A 16,934-nucleotide genomic window follows, 5' to 3' on the forward strand; every position below is an offset into this window, starting at 1 on the left:
GCGTAAAGTTTTTGTAGGATTAATTGAAAAAGGGGATTTCCTTCGTGATATAGTTATTTACGGTGTCCAAGCCAAAATAACCAAACGGAGGAGTCCCCTTGTGTTAAATAGTATACAGCATTTTATTGAGAATGGAGTACCAAATCTTCAGAAGGCATCAAAAGATTTTTCAGAGGATCCGAGAGACTTTGCAGGTTTCATATACAAGGTCAGGAATGAAGCGCTTCAGATGGCGTTGGATTACATTTCTGAAACCCTTACAACCTGCAACCAGATATTAAAAGACAGTCCTGTGAGAAAGGAAAGATGGGAAGTGGTAAGGACTGACGAGAAGTCTCTTATCACCTCAATTGGAAAGGTTATGTTTTCCAAGACACTGTTTAAGAACAAGGTGACTGGAGAACGCAGATATCTACTGGATGACATGCTTTCATTTGACCCTCATGAAAGGATGTCAGAAGATGCCATAGCACAGCTCTTATCAGAGAGCGTTCAGACCTCTTATCGTAAAGGTGGACAAGCAGCAAGCATCCTTGATGAGGTCAGCAAAGAGACTGTAAAGGATAAGATACATGCTCTCGAGTTCCCCAAGGAACAGAAAAGAAGAGGCAGAAAACGCAAGGTTGAGTATCTGTATATAGAGGCTGATGAAGATCATGTGTCGCTTCAGTTCCAGAAGGAAAAGGGGGATCTCCAGGTCAACCAGTATGGAAGAAAACTCAATGGAATGATAAACAAGCTTATCTATGTTCATGAGGGCATTGAAAAGGATGCTCCCAAGAGTACAAGACATCACCTTGTTAATGCCCATTTCTTCTGTGGTTCTTATGAAGGCAAAGCAAACAGTGAACTCTGGGATGAAGTCTACACATATATTGACAACAACTATGACATAAGCAGCATAAAGAGGATATACCTAGGAGCAGATGGTGGAGCCTGGATTAAGGCTGGGGGAAAAAGGATAAGTGGCATCACATATGTGATGGACGAGTTCCACCTCAAAAAATACCTGATAAAGATGACAAACCATTTGATGGATAGTGCTGATGATGCCAGAAAGCTTCTCTGTGAAATGATCAAGGATGGAAGTAAGGAAGATTTCCTGTCTGTGGTAGATATGCTTGAATATCATGCCTCAAACGACAAGGAAATGAAACGTGTGCAAGAAGGCGCTGATTATATACTTGATAACTGGTCTGCAGCCAAGACAAGGCTTAGATACAGGAGGATTCCTGGATGTAGTACTGAAGGTCATGTCAGTCATGTCCTGTCAAAAAGAATGAGCATGACTCCAATGGGCTGGAGTCGAAAAGGCGCTGATAAGATGGCAAGACTCAGTGCCTATACATGGAACAAAAGGGATATGCTGGAACTTGTGCGTTACCAGAAGACAGTAATGCCTAAGGCTGCTGGGGCAGAAGAAGTAGAGACTGTAGTAGCGCATGTAAGAGAAAAACAGTATTCCCATCCGGCGTGGGGAAAGTATGTCGATAGCATACAGGTAGAGCTTAGTTCAGAGCTGAAGAAGTGGATGAGCATCGGAATGCATAACTACATCTGGAAACTGTTCTAAAAGGAAGCCAGAGGCTGACGCCTCTGCCTTTGAATAAAGTGCGCCAGAGCGCACACCTATCCTTGATCTGCTTGACTACAGACCAAGGATTAGAATGACAGCCTTGAACTGTCCTCCAACCAGGCGCTATAATGAGTAAGGTTTGAACATCTGAACTGATCACAGGGGCAATCTACCCTTTCGAATCCTACAGTAAATTTACGCCGTCAACCAATACCCACGATGTTGAAAGGGTGCAATTTGTGGGTGTATAATTAGTGTGTAATATTATAAACATTTTATCGATAGATTGTAGTTTGAGGAATATAATGCAGCCTTCAATCGACATACATTGCCACATTATGCCGGGGGTTGACGATGGTTCCCGCGATCTGGAGATGAGTCTTCAAATGCTGCGGATTGCCGAGAAGAACGGCATTACCCACATGATTCTTACTCCTCATCACAAACCCATGCACCACAATGTCTCTCCTGCTCACAATGTGTCTTACAGAAAGAGCCTCCAGGAGGCCGCCAAAGAGAAGGGCATAAATGTAAAGCTCTTTTCCGGAAACGAGATTTACTATTGCGACGAGACCAGGGATCAGCTGGAGAGAGGGGAGATATGCTCCCTGGCAGGGTCCGATTATGTGCTGGTTGAGTTTCATCCCACCAATCAATACAAAGCAATACAGAATGCCATTTTTGAAGTACAATCGGCAGGATATATACCGATAATCGCCCATGTGGAGCGATACAGCGATGTGGTTTCCCACCCCGCCTTCGTGGAGGACATGATACATATGGGATGCTACATACAGGTTAACGCCTCCAGCGTAATGGGCAAATACGGATTTGGAATATCACATTTTACCAGGAAGCTTCTTAAGAAGGAACTGGTGCATTTTGTGGCCACGGATGCCCATGATACGGGCAGACGCGCTCCGGAACTTGCGGATTGCAGGAGCTTCGTGGAGCGCAAATTCGGGGAGGATTATGCGAAGGCTCTTTTTCTTGTAAATCCTGCCAATGTTATCAGAAATCAGATGATAGACTGACAGACGGGGAGTTACCCAATGGGAAACAAAAACGACATTATCGAAATTAATCTGGGGGAACTGTTTTCGGTACTTTTGGGAAGAGCATTCCTGATAATCAGCGCCGGCGTGTTCTTTGGGCTGGCAGGTCTTTTTATCAGCAAGTTTGTGATGCATCCCGTTTATGATTCCACCACAAAGATATACATCCTGAACAAGGAGGAGAACCAGACCGTCACCTATTCGGATGTGCAGATTTCCACCCAGCTGACCCAGGACTATGCGGAGCTTATAAAGAGCAGGTATGTTCTGGAGGAGGTTATCCAGAGACTTAACCTGGTGGATATGGGCTATGAGGATCTGGCAGATGTTCTTAAGGTTGATACTCCTTCGGACACCAGAATCGTGGCAATAACAGCCAGAGATGAGGATCCCCTGATGGCAATGCAGATAGCCAACTGCATCAGGGAGGTTGCCAGCGAACATATCACCAACGTTATGGATATTGACGCCATCAACGTTGCGGAAACCGCAAATGTTCCCACAAGAAAGTCAGGGCCCAGCGTTGCCAGGTGGACTGTTATAGCAGGTTTTCTCGGAGCACTTGCCATCGCATTTTTTGTTATCCTTGGCTATCTTCTTGATGACACCATAAAGAGCAACGACGATGTGGAGAGGTACCTTGGGCTCAGTACCCTGGCTCTTGTTCCTCTCACCACTGAGGAGACGGACAAAAAGAAATCCAGAAAAAAGTCCGATAAGAAAAAGAAGTAAACGGGAGGGCTTATGCAGAGCGCAAAGCTTCATTTCAGCCAATCTGAAAACAACTATCAGATAAAAGAAGCATATAAGACCCTTAGAAGTAACGTGGAATTCAGCGGACAGAATGTGAGGGTCATCTCGGTTACCAGCTGTACCCCGGGAGAAGGCAAGACTACCGTTGCCATGGCTCTGGCCAGGGCTTTTGCCGAAGCTGGGAAAAAGACTGTTCTGGTGGACGCGGATATGCGTAAGTCGGTACTTGTGGGAAGATACAGGACCGGCTCAGTCAGGCTCGGTCTTACCCATTGCCTTGTTGGAAGAGAGAGGCTCTCCAGTGTCATCTGCGAGACCGATACTCCCAACCTTTACGTTGTTTTTGCGGGACCTGTGCCGCCCAATCCCAGTGAGCTTTTGGGAGGCAGGATATTCGGCAAGGCTCTTGAGAATATGAAACAGGTATTTGACTATGTGATCATAGATACGCCGCCTCTTGGAAGTGTTATCGATGCGGCTGTTGTGGCCAAGCAGTGCGACGGCACCATTATGGTCATTGAGAGCAATGCCATCAGCTTCAGGTTTGCCCAGAGGGTCAAGGATCAGCTGGACAAGGCGGGAGCCAAGATGCTGGGAGTTGTCCTCAATAAGGTGGACATCTCCGGAAAGGGCTATTATGGCCACTACGGCAGTTACTACGGCAAGTATTACGGGAAATACTATGGCAAATATTACGGTAAATACGGGGAGGACAATGCCGAAACTCCCTCCAGGCCCAAAACTCCGGAGCCGGGAACGGAACCTGACGATGACGACCTGGATGAGCTTAATTATCTTGCCGGAGTTACCAGAAAAGACTGAGTATTGGAGAGAAAAAAGTGAGAGGAAATCTTCTGGGGATATTTTTTACCATACTGAGCGGCGTTCTCGTTGTCCTGATCGTGCTGGCTTACGGCAGGAGCGACAGGATAGCACCGGAATTCAGATTCTCAGCCCTTGAGCTGGTGTATGATTCACAGACCACGGACAGGCAGCTTAAGGAAGGCATTAACGCATATGATGCCAAGGACGGGGATCTTACCGGCCGCATTGTTGTGGAAAAGGTTGTTCTTAACAGAGATGCAGGCACGGCAGTCGTTTACTACGCAGTATCGGATCTTAGCGGGAACGTGACAAAGGAATCCAGAGTATTTCCCGCTGATATCGAGGATCTTGAAAGTGACGGGGAAGTAGTCGAAGAAGAGGAAGAGCAGCTTCTTTTCCCTGAAATGAATTTGGAAAGTACGCAGGAAGATGCGGCCTCAGAGGCAAGCAGCGACTTGTAGGAGCTTAATATATGAGCAGAAAAGGCAGAGTTTTTCTCATCATATGGGCGAGCTTTATGACACTTATAGCACTGGGACTGGTTGGATTTGAGGCCTTCAGGCTTATTGGAAAGTCAAGCCTATCCACCAAATCAGCTACCACTGCGCCCATGATGGCTCAAAGTGAATATTATGCCGCAAGTACGGAGAGTTCGGAATCCGGCTGGGAGTCGGACTGGGTCAGATATGACGGCAAGGTCTACGACTATAACGAGGACATCACTACCTTTCTTGTCATGGGAATAGATAAGGATGATGAGACGGTCAAGAAGATGGAGGAAGGAACCAAGGGTGGTCAGGCGGACTCTCTTTTCCTTCTGGTGCTCAATCCAAGAAACCGGTCCATAAAGATTGTTGGTATAAACAGAAACTCCATGACGGATGTGGATATCTACGATGAGTACGGAAGATACCAGAATACTGTTGTTGCGCAGATCGCCACACAGCACGGCTTCGGAAACGGAATGGAGGAGAGCTGCAACTATCAGGTTAAGGCTGTTTCCAATATGTTCTATCAGCTTCCCATCCATGGTTATGCAGCCATCAACATGAGCGCTATCCCCATCATCAACGATGAGGTTGGCGGAGTTGATGTCACTGTCCTTGAGGACCTTACAAAATGGGATAAAAAGCTGGTGAAGGGAACCCGGGTTCATCTCGAGGGCGAGACGGCTTATGCCTACTTAAGAGCCAGGGATATGAGCAAATTTGCATCCAGTGATGAAAGGCTCGAGAGACAGAAGCAGTATATCACCGGATTTATCGAAGCTGCCAGAAAGACCGCAGCGGAAAATCCCAATGCTGCAGTTGAGCTGTTCAGCGCCATCAGCAGTAAGACCGTGACAAATATTACCGCGGACGAGATCAGTTATCTTGCTCCGGATATTACAGGGTATTCTTTTGATTCTTCAAGCCTTCATATGATAGAGGGTGAAACCCGCAAGAATGGTGAGTTTGAAGAGTTTTATGTGGATGAGGAGGACCTGTACAGGACAATAATCGAAGTTTTTTATGAAGAAATTGACAATGTGGGCTAAAGAAATGGGAAAAACATGTCGATATAAAAACGTAAGCATGAATACCCTTAAATTCGGACTCGCTGTTTTTCTTATCTTTACGGTTCTTACGGGCTGCGGTAAAGCGGCCGGAAAAGAGGCTTCGGCAGTTGCCGAGGGCGCCAGAGACGAGAGTGCGACCGATTCTCATGTGGACTTTGAAAAACTGAAAGAGGCTAACAGCGATATATTCGCATGGCTGTATCTGCCGGATACGGAGATCGATTATCCTGTGGTACAAAATTCGGAGGGTGATGACTCTTTTTACCTGACCCATAATGTGTACCGGCAGGAGGATCCCAAAGGGGCAATACATATTGAGGCCGCCAATCTGAAGGATATGTGCGATTTCAACGAAGTTCTTCTGGGAAGCGCTCCGGAGGACGGGACCATGTTCGCGGGGCTTAATAAGTTCCTGGACAGAGCCTATTTTGAGGACCACAAATACATTTATGTTTACACCGAAGGGAATGCCCTTATTTACTATGTTTTCGCTGCTTACAGCAGAGAGGACAAAAAGCTTTTGCAGCAGTACGATTTTTCCTACGCCAAGGGATGCCGGGAGTTTTTGGATGAGATCTTCTCTTCCAAGACCATGAACAGAAACATCAGAAGCGGCTGGGAAAGAGCTGTGGAAGTGGAGAACTTCCTCATAACACTGTCCACTCGGAATAACGATGATCCCTCCAAACAGACTGTGGTTATCGGATGTCTTGTGGGAGATGTTCGCGGGGAGATTGACAGGTACATTGATTATTCAGACCCGGAAGACGAATAATTACAAATAATAAAGAGTATGGAGGCGCAAAAAATGAAAAAGATTCTAGCTCTGGTACTTGCATCTGTAATCATGGTTTCAACATCTATAAGCGCATATGCCGCTGAACAGGAACTGGAGGGCTCACGCAGTGTTACTGCCGAGGACATCGAGAAGCTCCAGAATGAGATCGATCAGCTCACCGGAGAGATCAAGAACCTCACCAAGGCTGTTCAGGCAGCCATGAACAAAGGCGGCGGTGGCGGCGGACGCGGAACGGGAACGCCTTCTCCTTCAGAGCCCAGAAGCGCCATACTTAAGAGAAATAATGCTGTAGCATACTACGGAAATACAGTTGCCCAGGGCGGACACGTTGAGATCAACGGAAACAAGAGCAATGTGACCTTTGTTCTTACCGTACCCAACAGCGGTATAATTTCATCGGCAAACCAGCTGGCAGGAAGCCTTGGCGGTGTGCTTATCAACTGTGTGCAGACAAGTTCTCCCGGTGTTGCATTCACATCAGCAAAGTGCAACTTCTATTGCAGCGGCGTTGTAGCCGGAGATAACATTGCGGTTTATCAGCAGCAGAAGAAGGGCTGGGTACAGCTTCCGGTAGCTGAGATCCGTAAGGACCACGTAGTGGTTAACATGACAGGACACGGACCTGTAGCATTTATCAGAGTACCTGCTCTTGCTACAGTGACAAATTAACAAATTGACAATATAGCCTTTAGGCCTTTAAGGCGCCCGTCTTGGGCGCCTTTTGTTTTGCCGGTAAATCTAAATATTTACGAAAATTAAGCCATAAAAAAGCCATTTTTCGCTAGGGTGCGTTATAATTAATGGACAGATTGCTGGAACCGCAGAATGATTTAATTAAGGATGATGCGATGACTTTTGATGGCAATACAAGACTTGATATTGGCGCGAAATACGAGAAGGACTTCAGGCGGACGGTCCTCATTGTAGATGATGAGCCCGTTAATCTGCGTATCCTTGGCAATATCCTCAAGGAAGAATATGATATAGTTTTCGCTCAGGGCGGAGCGGAGGCATTGACCATAATAAAGGAGCAGAAGGATTTCCTGTCTTTGGTGCTCCTGGATCTTTATATGCATGACGGAAACGGGTATTTCGTTCTCGACGGCATGAGGGATGACGACTCCCTTAAGAATATCCCCGTCATCGTGATCACCGCTGCGAAGACCGAGGAGGTAGAGAGCCTTCGAAGAGGCGCAGTGGATTTTCTTGGGAAACCCTACGATTCTCCCGAGGTCATAAAAGCCAGGGTAAAAAGAGCCATCGAACTTTCCATAGACAGAAATATTATCGTGGAGACCGGTGTTGACTCCCTTACGGGGCTTATGACCAAGGAGTTCTTTTTCCAGTATGCAAGAGAGTACGACAAGTTCCATCCCGATCAGCAGGTGGACGCAGTTGTCCTTAATTTCTGCAAGTTTCATCTTGTAAACGAGCTCTACGGACGGACAATGGGTGATAACCTCATTAGGGTGATTGCCATGACCGCAAGGGAAGTTGCCAGATCCTGCGGAGGCGTTGCCTGTCGATACAATGCTGACTGTTTTTACATGTATATTGAGCATCAGGAGGATTACAGCCTCCTTAAAGACATGCTTGTACAGAGAATATCGGATATTTTATCGCCCCTGGATGCCAGGATAAGGATCGGTGTGTATCCGGATCTTTTACCGCTCGGCAAATCTTGAGCAGCGCTTTGACAGGGCTACTGCTGCGAGCAATACCATTTCCAAGAATATCCATTCACCTCATATCGCAGTTTATGACAATCAGATGCATGAAAAAGAGCTGTATGAGGCCAGGCTTCTCGGAGATATGGACAAGGCGCTTGAGGAGCACCAGTTCATGGTGGTCTTCCAGCCAAAGTACGATATAACCACAGACACACCAAGGCTCTGCAGCGCAGAGGTTCTTATCAGGTGGAAGCATCCCGAGTTCGGATTTGTAAGACCGGATTCTTTCATGCCGCTGTTTGAGGAGAACGGACGTATAAAGGAGCTGGACAGATATGTGTGGCGCGAGGCGGCAAAACAGCTTAAGCGCTGGAAGGATCTGTACGGTACGGCAGTGCCCATTTCGGTAAATGTCTCAAGGGTGGATATCTATGACCCGGACCTTGTGGATTATCTTAAACAGATCATTGCCGAAAACAACATCAGCGCAAGTGAACTGCATCTTGAGATAACAGAGACGGCTTATACCGACAGCGTGACCCAGATAAAGGGCGTTGTTGAGGGGCTTAGAAACGAAGGCTTTATGGTGGAGATGGACGATTTCGGAAAAGGGTACTCCTCACTGAATATGCTCACCTCCCTGCCCATTGATGCGCTGAAGCTTGACATGGCTTTTATCACTGATATTGCCGAGAACAACAAGGAAATGAGCATGGTGGAGTTTGTTCTGGAAATTGCCAGATTCCTGGGGGTTCCGGTTATTGCCGAAGGAGTTGAGTCAGCCAGTCAGTATCTTCTCCTTAAAAAGGCAGGGTGCGATATCATTCAGGGCTATTATTTTTCCAAGCCGGTTTCTGCTACGGAGTTCGGACATCTTATAGAGAAGAGCAGAATGGCAGCTAGGTGAAAGGAGACAGCATGACTTTAGACTCTCTTAGATCATACGGCGCGGACGTTGATGACGGATTGCAAAGATGCATGGGTATGGAGGATTTTTATCTGGAGATGATAGAGCTTGGGCTGGCCGACGATCGCTTTGAGAACCTGGGCCAGGTCCTTAAGGACAATAACATGGACGAAGCCTTCGAAATGGCCCATGCCCTGAAGGGAGTCATCGGAAATCTTGCACTCACGCCTCTTTATGATACACTATGTGAGGTGACAGAGCATCTTCGCAAGAAGGATGCCATGGACTATACACAGGCTTACGCAAAGCTCATGGAGCAGCGGCAGCAGATAATAAATCTTTGATCGAGGCAAAAGAGACTCAACATGGAAGAAAACATCTTTGAACATCTTAAGGAACAGCTGTCTGATATGGATATCAAAGGCAGGATAAGAGTACTGGTCAGGTGGCTCATATTGGGATCCATCACCGGAATGGTGGTGGGAGCAATCGGAGCTGCCTTTTCTCTTTCCATAGGCTGGGCGACCAGATTCAGAACCGAACATGATTACATAATACTTGGGCTTCCCTTGGCAGGTCTTTTGATAGTATTCCTGTACAGGCTGTGCAAGGACTACGAGGACAAGGGCACGAATCTTGTCATTAAGTCTATCCAGGAAGGGGATAATCTTCCCTGGTTTAAGGCTCCCCTTATTTTTATCTCTACCACTCTGACCCATCTTTTCGGCGGATCCACGGGACGTGAGAGCGCGGCACTACAGATGGGCGGCAGTATCGGATATAATTTAGGCAAGCTCTTTAAGCTGAAGGAAGGAAATGTAAAGATCATCACCATGTGCGGCATGAGCGCCGCTTTCTCGGCACTTTTCGGAACTCCCATGACAGCCGCATTTATGGCTATGGAAATTGAGAATGTGGGAGTAATGTACTATTCAGCCCTTGTGCCCTGTGTTATATCGGCTCTTATAGCCCAGGGAGTAAGTTCTTTCTTCGGAGCTGCGGGAGAGACCTTCGCAGTGAACGTTGTCCCTGAATTTACCCTTTATCAGGCGTTTTTTACGGGGCTTTTGGGAATCCTATGCGCAATCTTAAGCGTTATATTCTGCAGCGTCTTAAAAGTGACAGGAAAGGCCTACAGAAAGTTCTTTGCCAATCCGTACCTTCGTATATTTGTGGGCGGATGCATCGTTGCGGGACTGACGTTTTTGTCGGGGACAAGATATTACAACGGTGCCGGCATGAACGTTATCGAGATGGCCATAAGGGGGGAGGCGCCTTATTACGCCTTCCTTCTTAAGATAGTCTTTACTGCGCTGACCCTTGGCGCGGGATATAAGGGCGGTGAGATCGTTCCGGCTCTGTATATCGGTGCCACTTTCGGGTGCCTCTATTCTCAGATCGGAGGCTTCGATCCGGCTCTTTGTGCCGCAATCGGAATGGGAGCTCTTTTCTGCGGAGTTACCAACTGCCCGATATCATCGCTGTTCATATGCTTTGAGCTCTTTGGATTTAAGGGAATGCCCTATTACCTTCTGGCAATCGCCTTAAGTTACACCTTCTCGGGATATACGGGGCTCTACAGCAGCCAGAAGATCATGTATTCCAAGTTCCATAACAAATACGTAAACAGAGAGACCAGATAAAAAGAAAAAAGCAAAAAATAAAAGTCGCCTTTCCCGCGAAGGAAAGACGACTTTATTTGTTGTTATTACAGGTTTTCTATGGCCCGGAATTCATCAAACTGCGGATCGGAAACAAGGTCGGTTATCAGGTTGAGCGGTGTCAGCCCGATGGCCTCATGATGGATCTGCTGTTTAATGACCATTTTCTCATAGCTTGAGAGCTCCCTGAACTCAGGGTGCTTCTCCTCGTACTTATCGTTAAGCTGGTCAAAAAGATTATACTCCGGATCTCCCCACGCAAATACTTCGGCTGTCTTCAAGTTTGGTTTGAAGGGAGAATATTGCAGCTGGTTAGACATAATCAGGTGCTCCTTTCTCTGCTACAAAAGTTACTGAATTTCCGAAGGCTTAAGTAATAACCCCTCTTAAATATAATATCATAAAATTTAACAAAATTTTATGATATTACATAATCTTTTTAGATATTATTCCCAAGCGCATAATTGAACCTGAGGACGGTGGGAAGGTATGATTATCTGTGCAGGGAAAACTATGTTAACCTTTCTTGCGATAAGAGGGAAAAAATATGAGTTTATCAATCGGCGCTGTAGGCAGTCCCTACGGCATGAGCTTTATACAGCCGCTCAACTACAACTTAAAAAATGAGTCGGATGTGTCGGATTCCTTCATCGAGACCGGCATGAGCGGTGCGGTGATGAACGTACCTCCCGTGAGGTACCCCAACGCACAGGCACTGACACCCTCAGATGAAGAGAGCGATCCGTTAAAGCTTTCAGCCAATGTGGTAAGAAAGTCCCAGGAAGCCAATCGTATGTATAACGACGTGGCAGCCAAGTTCCAGGGAATGACCACAGGCTACAGTCAGGACACTCAGGCAATGTCCTATGCTATGGCAGGAAATACCATAGATCTGTTTGGGTGATAACAATCGAAATAGGTAGGTGGCAGATAAAAAAGCGGGAGTTCATCGGTGTCCGATGAGCTCCCGCTTTGCTTGTACATATTTATTTATCTGAAGTAATCCGTAGAAGCCTTCTGCATAACCTTGGCTTCCTGAATCTTCTCATTGACGTCGACCAAAAACTGGTGATTGGTGGGATCCGAAATGAATTCAAGGAAATCTGCGGCTTCCTTGTGGGTCAGCTTCTGGATACCTGTAAGGTAGGACATGATCTCTTCTCTGGACTTGCCCTCGTTTATATAGCGGTCCACAATATCAAACAGCACCATGAACCTTCTCATCTTGACTCTGGTGTTGATCTGGTGGAGTTCAAAGAGGATTGCAAGCACAAAGATCAGTGCGATCAGGGATAAAACAAGGAAAATTGCGCCATACATGTAAGCCCCGGAATGAAGATTGAAAATTCCGGCGCACAGGGTAGATATCGAAAAATGTCATCACGGAAGTAATCAGGATGATCAGCCTCGCCTTGTTCCTGGCCTTTGGAGGCAGTTCCATGAACCTCACTGCTACACCGAACACGATGTAAAAATACCAGCGAAAAGGCTATCCCCACATATGATAAATGAAGCATATGCATTTCCCCCTATAGAACAATTTTAACAAGCATAAAACATTAATGCAATCAAATAAAAATACGTACTCTCTCTTGACTTTTTCAATGTAATACTTTAACGTAAGATAATAAATAAAAATTGTATACAAATATACATTTTGTGAGGAGGGAAATAATTATGAAGAAGACGGGCAAAATCTTCAGCGTTGTTATGGCTTCTGCTTTAGCTGTTTCAATGCTTGCCGGTTGCGGCGCATCACAGCAGGGAGGTTCAGATACATTCAAGATCGGAGCTATTGGTCCCCTTACAGGCGGAGCTGCTGCTTACGGTAATGCAGTTGTTAACGGCGCACAGATTGCTGTTGATGAGATCAACGAGGCAGGCGGTATCAATGGATACAAAGATTGAGTACAAGACAGAAGACGACGAGCTCAATGCAGAGAAGTCAGTTAACGCTTACAACACACTTAAGGACTGGGGAATGCAGCTCCTTGTAGGATCAAACCACATCTGCCTGCTCAATCGCAGTTTCAGAGAACACCAAGAACGACAATATGTTCCAGCTTACACCTTCAGGATCTGCTGAGGAGTGCGTTAAGTATGACAACGTATTCCGTGTATGTTTCTCAGAATCCCAACCAGGGTATTGCTTCCGCTCAGTACATAAACGATCACAACCTTGCTACAAAGGTTGGTATCATCTATGACAACTCAGACGTTTATTCTTCCAGTATCTACCAGAAGTTTGTTGAGGAGTCAGAGGGCAAGAACTACGAAGTATTTCAGCTGAGGCTTACACACAGGATAACAACACAGATTTCTCTGTTCAGCTTCAGAAGGCTAAGGATGCAGGCGCTGACCTGGTATTCCTTCCTATCTACTACTCAGATGCTTCACTGATCCTTACACAGGCCAACACAATGGGCTATGCACCTACATTCTTCGTGTGTAGACGGTATGGACGGTATCCTTACTGTTGAGAACTTTGATACATCACTTGCAGAGGGACTTATGCTTCTTACACCTTTCGCAGCTGATGCTACAGATGAGCTTACTGTTAACTTCGTTAAGAAGTACAACGAGAAATACGGCGAGACACCCAACCAGTTCGCAGCTGATGCTTACGATGCTGTTTACATCATTAAGGCAGCCTATCGAGAAGGCCGGCGTTACACCTGCAAGCAGCGTATCGAGATCTGCGATGCAGTTAAGGGCGCTATGGTACAGATCGAGGCTTCAGGACTTACATCTTCCAAGATGACCTGGTCAGGCATCAGGTGAGCCTAACAAGGAGCCCAAAGGCTGTTGTAATCCAGAACGGTGTTTACGTATCAGCAGAGTGAGAGAACCTGACGAGGTAGTTTCGAGTCTGGTTCGAACCTCGTTCTGGATCGAACGAAGTTCGAGAGCAGAACTACCTTGGGACCTAAGTAAATTTATAAAGTAAATCAGCAAGGGATGCTGTCAAAGGCATCCCTTGTTCTCTATATTGTTGGTAGAAATATTTTGGTGAAAAGAAATTGTGGAGGTGCGAGATGAGTTTTTTGACCTATCTCATTAATGGACTAAGCCTGGGGAGTATCTACGCGATTATAGCGCTGGGATACCACTATGGTTTACGGAATTGCTAAGATGCTTAACTTTGCTCACGGAGATTTTATCATGGGTGGGCTGCTATATTATCTTTTCCGTCAGTGCCGCACTTTCCGGCAATTCAGTGGTTGGGAATAATAGTCGCCATTATTCTTTGTACACTTCTTGGTTGTCACAACGGAGTTTGTGGCATACAGGCCTTTAAGAGGTGCAGCTTCACCTCTGCGGTGTGCTTATTACAGCCATCGGCGTCAGCTATCTTCTTGAGAATATAGCACTTCTTATCTACGGCGCAGATATCAAATCCATTCACCTTCAGTTATCAATTGGGAGGGCGTATCCTTTGCGGGAGGACAGCTCAAGATCCAGGGAGTTACCATCGTGACCATTTTGGTGAGTGTTGTTATCCTCATTGTGCTTCAGCTCTTTATCAACAAGACCAAACAGGGACAGGCCATGCTTGCAGCCTCGGAAGACAAGGCGGCAGCGGCTCTTATGGGAATCGACGTCAATAAGACCATTGCACTGACCTTTGCTATCGGTTCTGCCCTGGCAGCCGTTGCGGGAGCTCTTCTTTGCAGCGCATATCCTTCCCTTTCACCTTATACGGGAGCAATGCCCGGTATCAAAGCCTTCGTGGCAGCGGTACTTTGGAGGTATCGGCTCAATTCCGGGCGCCATGATCGGCGGACTTGTTCTGGGAATAGTAGAGATCCTGTCAAAGACCTATATTTCATCACAGCTTTCGGATGCCATTGTTTTCGGCATTCTGGTAATCGTTCTTTTGGTTAAGCCAACAGAATCCTGGGAAAAGAAGGTGCAGGAAAAGGTCTAGCTTGGCGAGGTACTGTCGAGCCTAGCATAGACCCTTTGTTTACGGCGAGCCAAAGCGAGAGCGTAACTTCCTTATAAAGGAGATATTTTATGTCTAAAAACACAAAAATCCAATTTCATCACATACGGCATTGTTAATTGCGCCTATATAATCCTTGAGGGTCCTGATGCTTACCGGAAACCTCTCAAAGCCACTTAAAGGGACTACTGGTGCCCATGACCTATTATGCGGTAATAGCCGTTGCACTTAACCTGTGCGTAGGTATCCCTGGGAGAGCTCAGTATCGGACACTGCGGCTTTATGTGCCTTGGAGCTTTCTCCAGCGCATTCTTTTCCCGGGCAACGGAACAGATCATCCCTACAGTGCCAAGATTCCTTATGGCTTTCATCATTGGAATAAGCCGTTGCGGCTCTGTTTGGTTTCCTCATCGGTATCCCGGTACTTCGTCTTAAGGGTGATTACCCTTGCATCGTTACTCTGGCTTTCGGCGAGATCATCAAGAACGTCATCAACTCTTTCTACATCGGTATCGACAGTAAGGGCCTGCACTTCACCATGAAGAGCGCCATGGACCTTAACATGGAGAAGGACGGCGACCAATTATCATCAACGGAGCCATGGGTATTACGGGAACACCTCACAACGCAAACTTTACCATAGGTATCGTGGTTCTTCTGATATCTCTTTTTTTCATCGTGCAGAATCTGGTGAATTCCAGAGACGGTCGTGCCATCATGGCCATCCGTGACAACTATATAGCAGCTGAAGCAACCGGCATCAATGTGACCGGATATAAGATGATGCTTTTCACTATTTCGGCAGCTATCGCCGGAGCAGCGGGAGTTCTTTTCTCCCACAACATCACCACACTGACGGCTTCCTCCCAGTACTTCGGATATAATGCTTCCATCATGATCCTGGTTTATGTGGTTCTTGGAGGCATCGGAAATATCAGGGGCAGCGTTATTGCAGCCTGCATTCTGTATATGCTTCCCGAGATGCTTCGAGGACTGAATACCTATCGTATGCTGATCTATTCAATTGTGCTGATCATCATGATGATCGTGAACTGGTCACCCAAGGTTATCGCATGGCGTAAGAAGACTTTTGGAGGTCTCAACCTCATAAGCATTCTCACAGGCAAGAAAAAGGGGTGGGCATAAATGGCACTTCTTGATGTAAATAACTTAAGCATTTCCTTCGGCGGTTTGAGAGCCGTTGATAACTTTAACATAACCATTGAAAAGGGCGAGCTCTACGGCCTTATCGGTCCCAACGGAGCCGGCAAGACTACGGTGTTCAACCTGCTTACAGGCGTTTACAAGCCCAACGAAGGCATCATAAGGCTTGACGGTGATGACATTACCCGAAAGAGTACCATCGAGATAAATCATGCGGGAATCGCAAGGACCTTCCAGAACATCAGGCTTTTCAGGAATATGTCGGTTATAGACAACGTAAAGGTTTGGACTTGCGGAGAAAGTTCAAGTACAGTGCCCTTGAGGGAATGCTCCACGTGGGCAAGTACAGGAAAGTGGAAAAAGAGATGGATTATGAAGCCATGAGTCTTTTAAAGGTCTTTGATCTTGACGGATCAAGGGACGTACTGGCTGCAAATCTTCCCTACGGCAAGCAGAGAAAGCTGGAGATTGCAAGAGCCATGGCTACAGGGCCGAAGCTTCTTTTGCTGGATGAGCCCGCAGCGGGCATGAATCCCAATGAGAACAAAGAGCTGATGGATACCATCGCAATGGTCCGCCAGGAATTTGATATGACTATCCTCCTTATCGAGCATGATATGAAGCTGGTTTCAGGTATCTGTGAGAAGCTCACGGTACTGAATTTCGGCCGCGTACTGTGCCAGGGAGAGACAAAAGAGGTGCTGTCTAACCCGGAGGTTATCACAGCTTATCTTGGCGAGTAGAGTATCCCTCGAGTAGAGCACTTGCTGAGGTTTTACACGAAGAATAGGAGATTTACTTATGGCAGAATCAATCCTTGAAGTAAAGGATTTAAGTGTATACTACGGCGTTATCCAGGCGCTTAAAGGTATCTCTTTTCACGTTGACAAGGGAGAGATCGTGGCGCTGATAGGTGCCAACGGAGCCGGCAAGACCACAACCCTTCATACTCTGTCGGGGCTTTTAAAGGCCTACAGCGGAGAGATCAAGTACAAGGGACAGGAGCTTACAAAGATTCCC

16 protein-coding genes and 4 pseudogenes are annotated in these 16,934 nt (G+C 46.6%); 18 read left to right on the plus strand and 2 right to left on the minus strand.

Annotated elements, in window-relative coordinates; translation table 11 throughout:
* Window positions 1-100: 100 nt before the first annotated feature.
* The 12 genes from T456_RS0118415 to T456_RS0118465 all read left to right on the plus strand — a co-directional run bounded on the left by T456_RS0118415 (window position 101) and on the right by T456_RS0118465 (window position 10,786).
* Window positions 101-1,573: an ISLre2 family transposase gene (locus T456_RS0118415; RefSeq protein WP_024864352.1), complete on the plus strand. Its 1,473-nt coding sequence runs from the start codon at window positions 101-103 to the stop codon at window positions 1,571-1,573.
* Between the two features lie 308 nt (window positions 1,574-1,881).
* Entirely contained in the window at window positions 1,882-2,610 is a 729-nt protein-coding gene (locus T456_RS0118420; RefSeq protein WP_024866480.1) for a CpsB/CapC family capsule biosynthesis tyrosine phosphatase, read from the plus strand.
* Between the two features lie 18 nt (window positions 2,611-2,628).
* Window positions 2,629-3,363: a YveK family protein gene (locus tag T456_RS0118425; RefSeq protein WP_024866481.1), complete on the plus strand. Its 735-nt coding sequence runs from the start codon at window positions 2,629-2,631 to the stop codon at window positions 3,361-3,363.
* 12 nt (window positions 3,364-3,375) lie between these two features.
* Window positions 3,376-4,206, plus strand: coding sequence for a polysaccharide biosynthesis tyrosine autokinase (locus tag T456_RS0118430; protein ID WP_024867448.1), 831 nt, complete (start codon window positions 3,376-3,378; stop codon window positions 4,204-4,206).
* Window positions 4,207-4,223: 17 nt separating this feature from the next.
* Window positions 4,224-4,670: a hypothetical protein gene (locus T456_RS0118435; RefSeq protein WP_024866279.1), complete on the plus strand. Its 447-nt coding sequence runs from the start codon at window positions 4,224-4,226 to the stop codon at window positions 4,668-4,670.
* 11 nt (window positions 4,671-4,681) lie between these two features.
* The gene (locus T456_RS0118440; RefSeq protein ID WP_024867449.1) at window positions 4,682-5,746 is read left to right on the plus strand and encodes an LCP family protein; all 1,065 of its coding nucleotides are present in this window, start codon (window positions 4,682-4,684) and stop codon (window positions 5,744-5,746) included.
* A 4-nt stretch (window positions 5,747-5,750) separates the two neighbouring features.
* Complete coding sequence (locus tag T456_RS20720) at window positions 5,751-6,542, plus strand: class B sortase (RefSeq protein ID WP_197026914.1); 792 nt, start codon at window positions 5,751-5,753, stop codon at window positions 6,540-6,542.
* 33 nt (window positions 6,543-6,575) lie between these two features.
* The gene (locus T456_RS0118450; protein ID WP_024866284.1) at window positions 6,576-7,235 is read left to right on the plus strand and encodes a hypothetical protein; all 660 of its coding nucleotides are present in this window, start codon (window positions 6,576-6,578) and stop codon (window positions 7,233-7,235) included.
* A 131-nt stretch (window positions 7,236-7,366) separates the two neighbouring features.
* Window positions 7,367-8,251, plus strand: coding sequence for a response regulator (locus tag T456_RS21745; RefSeq protein WP_051465071.1), 885 nt, complete (start codon window positions 7,367-7,369; stop codon window positions 8,249-8,251).
* Window positions 8,214-9,143, plus strand: coding sequence for a putative bifunctional diguanylate cyclase/phosphodiesterase (locus T456_RS21750; RefSeq protein WP_051465072.1), 930 nt, complete (start codon window positions 8,214-8,216; stop codon window positions 9,141-9,143). Before T456_RS21745 ends, T456_RS21750 begins: the two co-directional genes overlap by 38 nt.
* Before the next feature lie 11 nt (window positions 9,144-9,154).
* A complete protein-coding gene (locus T456_RS0118460; RefSeq protein WP_024864982.1) occupies window positions 9,155-9,487 on the plus strand; it encodes an Hpt domain-containing protein in 333 nt (110 codons plus the stop codon).
* A gap of 21 nt (window positions 9,488-9,508) precedes the next feature.
* Window positions 9,509-10,786 carry a chloride channel protein gene (locus tag T456_RS0118465; protein ID WP_024864983.1) on the plus strand — a complete coding sequence of 426 codons (1,278 nt, stop codon included), beginning with the start codon at window positions 9,509-9,511 and terminating at the stop codon, window positions 10,784-10,786.
* A 65-nt stretch (window positions 10,787-10,851) separates the two neighbouring features.
* Here T456_RS0118465 and T456_RS0118470 read toward each other — a convergent pair whose 3' ends face one another.
* Window positions 10,852-11,124 (minus strand): hypothetical protein, encoded by a 273-nt coding sequence (locus T456_RS0118470; RefSeq protein ID WP_024864984.1) that lies wholly within the window; start codon window positions 11,122-11,124, stop codon window positions 10,852-10,854.
* A 227-nt stretch (window positions 11,125-11,351) separates the two neighbouring features.
* On the opposite strand from T456_RS0118470, the gene T456_RS0118475 reads away from it, so the two are divergent.
* Window positions 11,352-11,708, plus strand: coding sequence for a hypothetical protein (locus tag T456_RS0118475; protein WP_024864985.1), 357 nt, complete (start codon window positions 11,352-11,354; stop codon window positions 11,706-11,708).
* Between the two features lie 86 nt (window positions 11,709-11,794).
* Here the strand turns inward: T456_RS0118475 and T456_RS0118480 are convergent, their stop codons facing one another.
* Complete coding sequence (locus T456_RS0118480) at window positions 11,795-12,124, minus strand: hypothetical protein (RefSeq protein WP_024867451.1); 330 nt, start codon at window positions 12,122-12,124, stop codon at window positions 11,795-11,797.
* A 357-nt stretch (window positions 12,125-12,481) separates the two neighbouring features.
* On the opposite strand from T456_RS0118480, the pseudogene T456_RS24190 reads away from it, so the two are divergent.
* The 5 genes and pseudogenes from T456_RS24190 to T456_RS20750 form a co-directional block, all read left to right on the plus strand.
* A pseudogene (locus T456_RS24190) lies at window positions 12,482-13,647 on the plus strand (ABC transporter substrate-binding protein).
* A gap of 192 nt (window positions 13,648-13,839) precedes the next feature.
* Window positions 13,840-14,732: pseudogene (locus tag T456_RS24195) on the plus strand (branched-chain amino acid ABC transporter permease).
* 166 nt (window positions 14,733-14,898) lie between these two features.
* Window positions 14,899-15,896 (plus strand): annotated as a pseudogene (locus T456_RS24395) (branched-chain amino acid ABC transporter permease); the annotation flags it as partial.
* A pseudogene (locus T456_RS24200) lies at window positions 15,897-16,657 on the plus strand (ABC transporter ATP-binding protein). It abuts the pseudogene before it with no gap.
* A 58-nt stretch (window positions 16,658-16,715) separates the two neighbouring features.
* Window positions 16,716-16,934: ATP-binding cassette domain-containing protein (locus T456_RS20750; RefSeq protein ID WP_035802756.1), on the plus strand; the 219-nt coding region annotated here is incomplete at its 3' end.

Source organism: Butyrivibrio sp. FCS014 (assembly GCF_000526935.1).
Classification (GTDB): domain Bacteria; phylum Bacillota; class Clostridia; order Lachnospirales; family Lachnospiraceae; genus Butyrivibrio.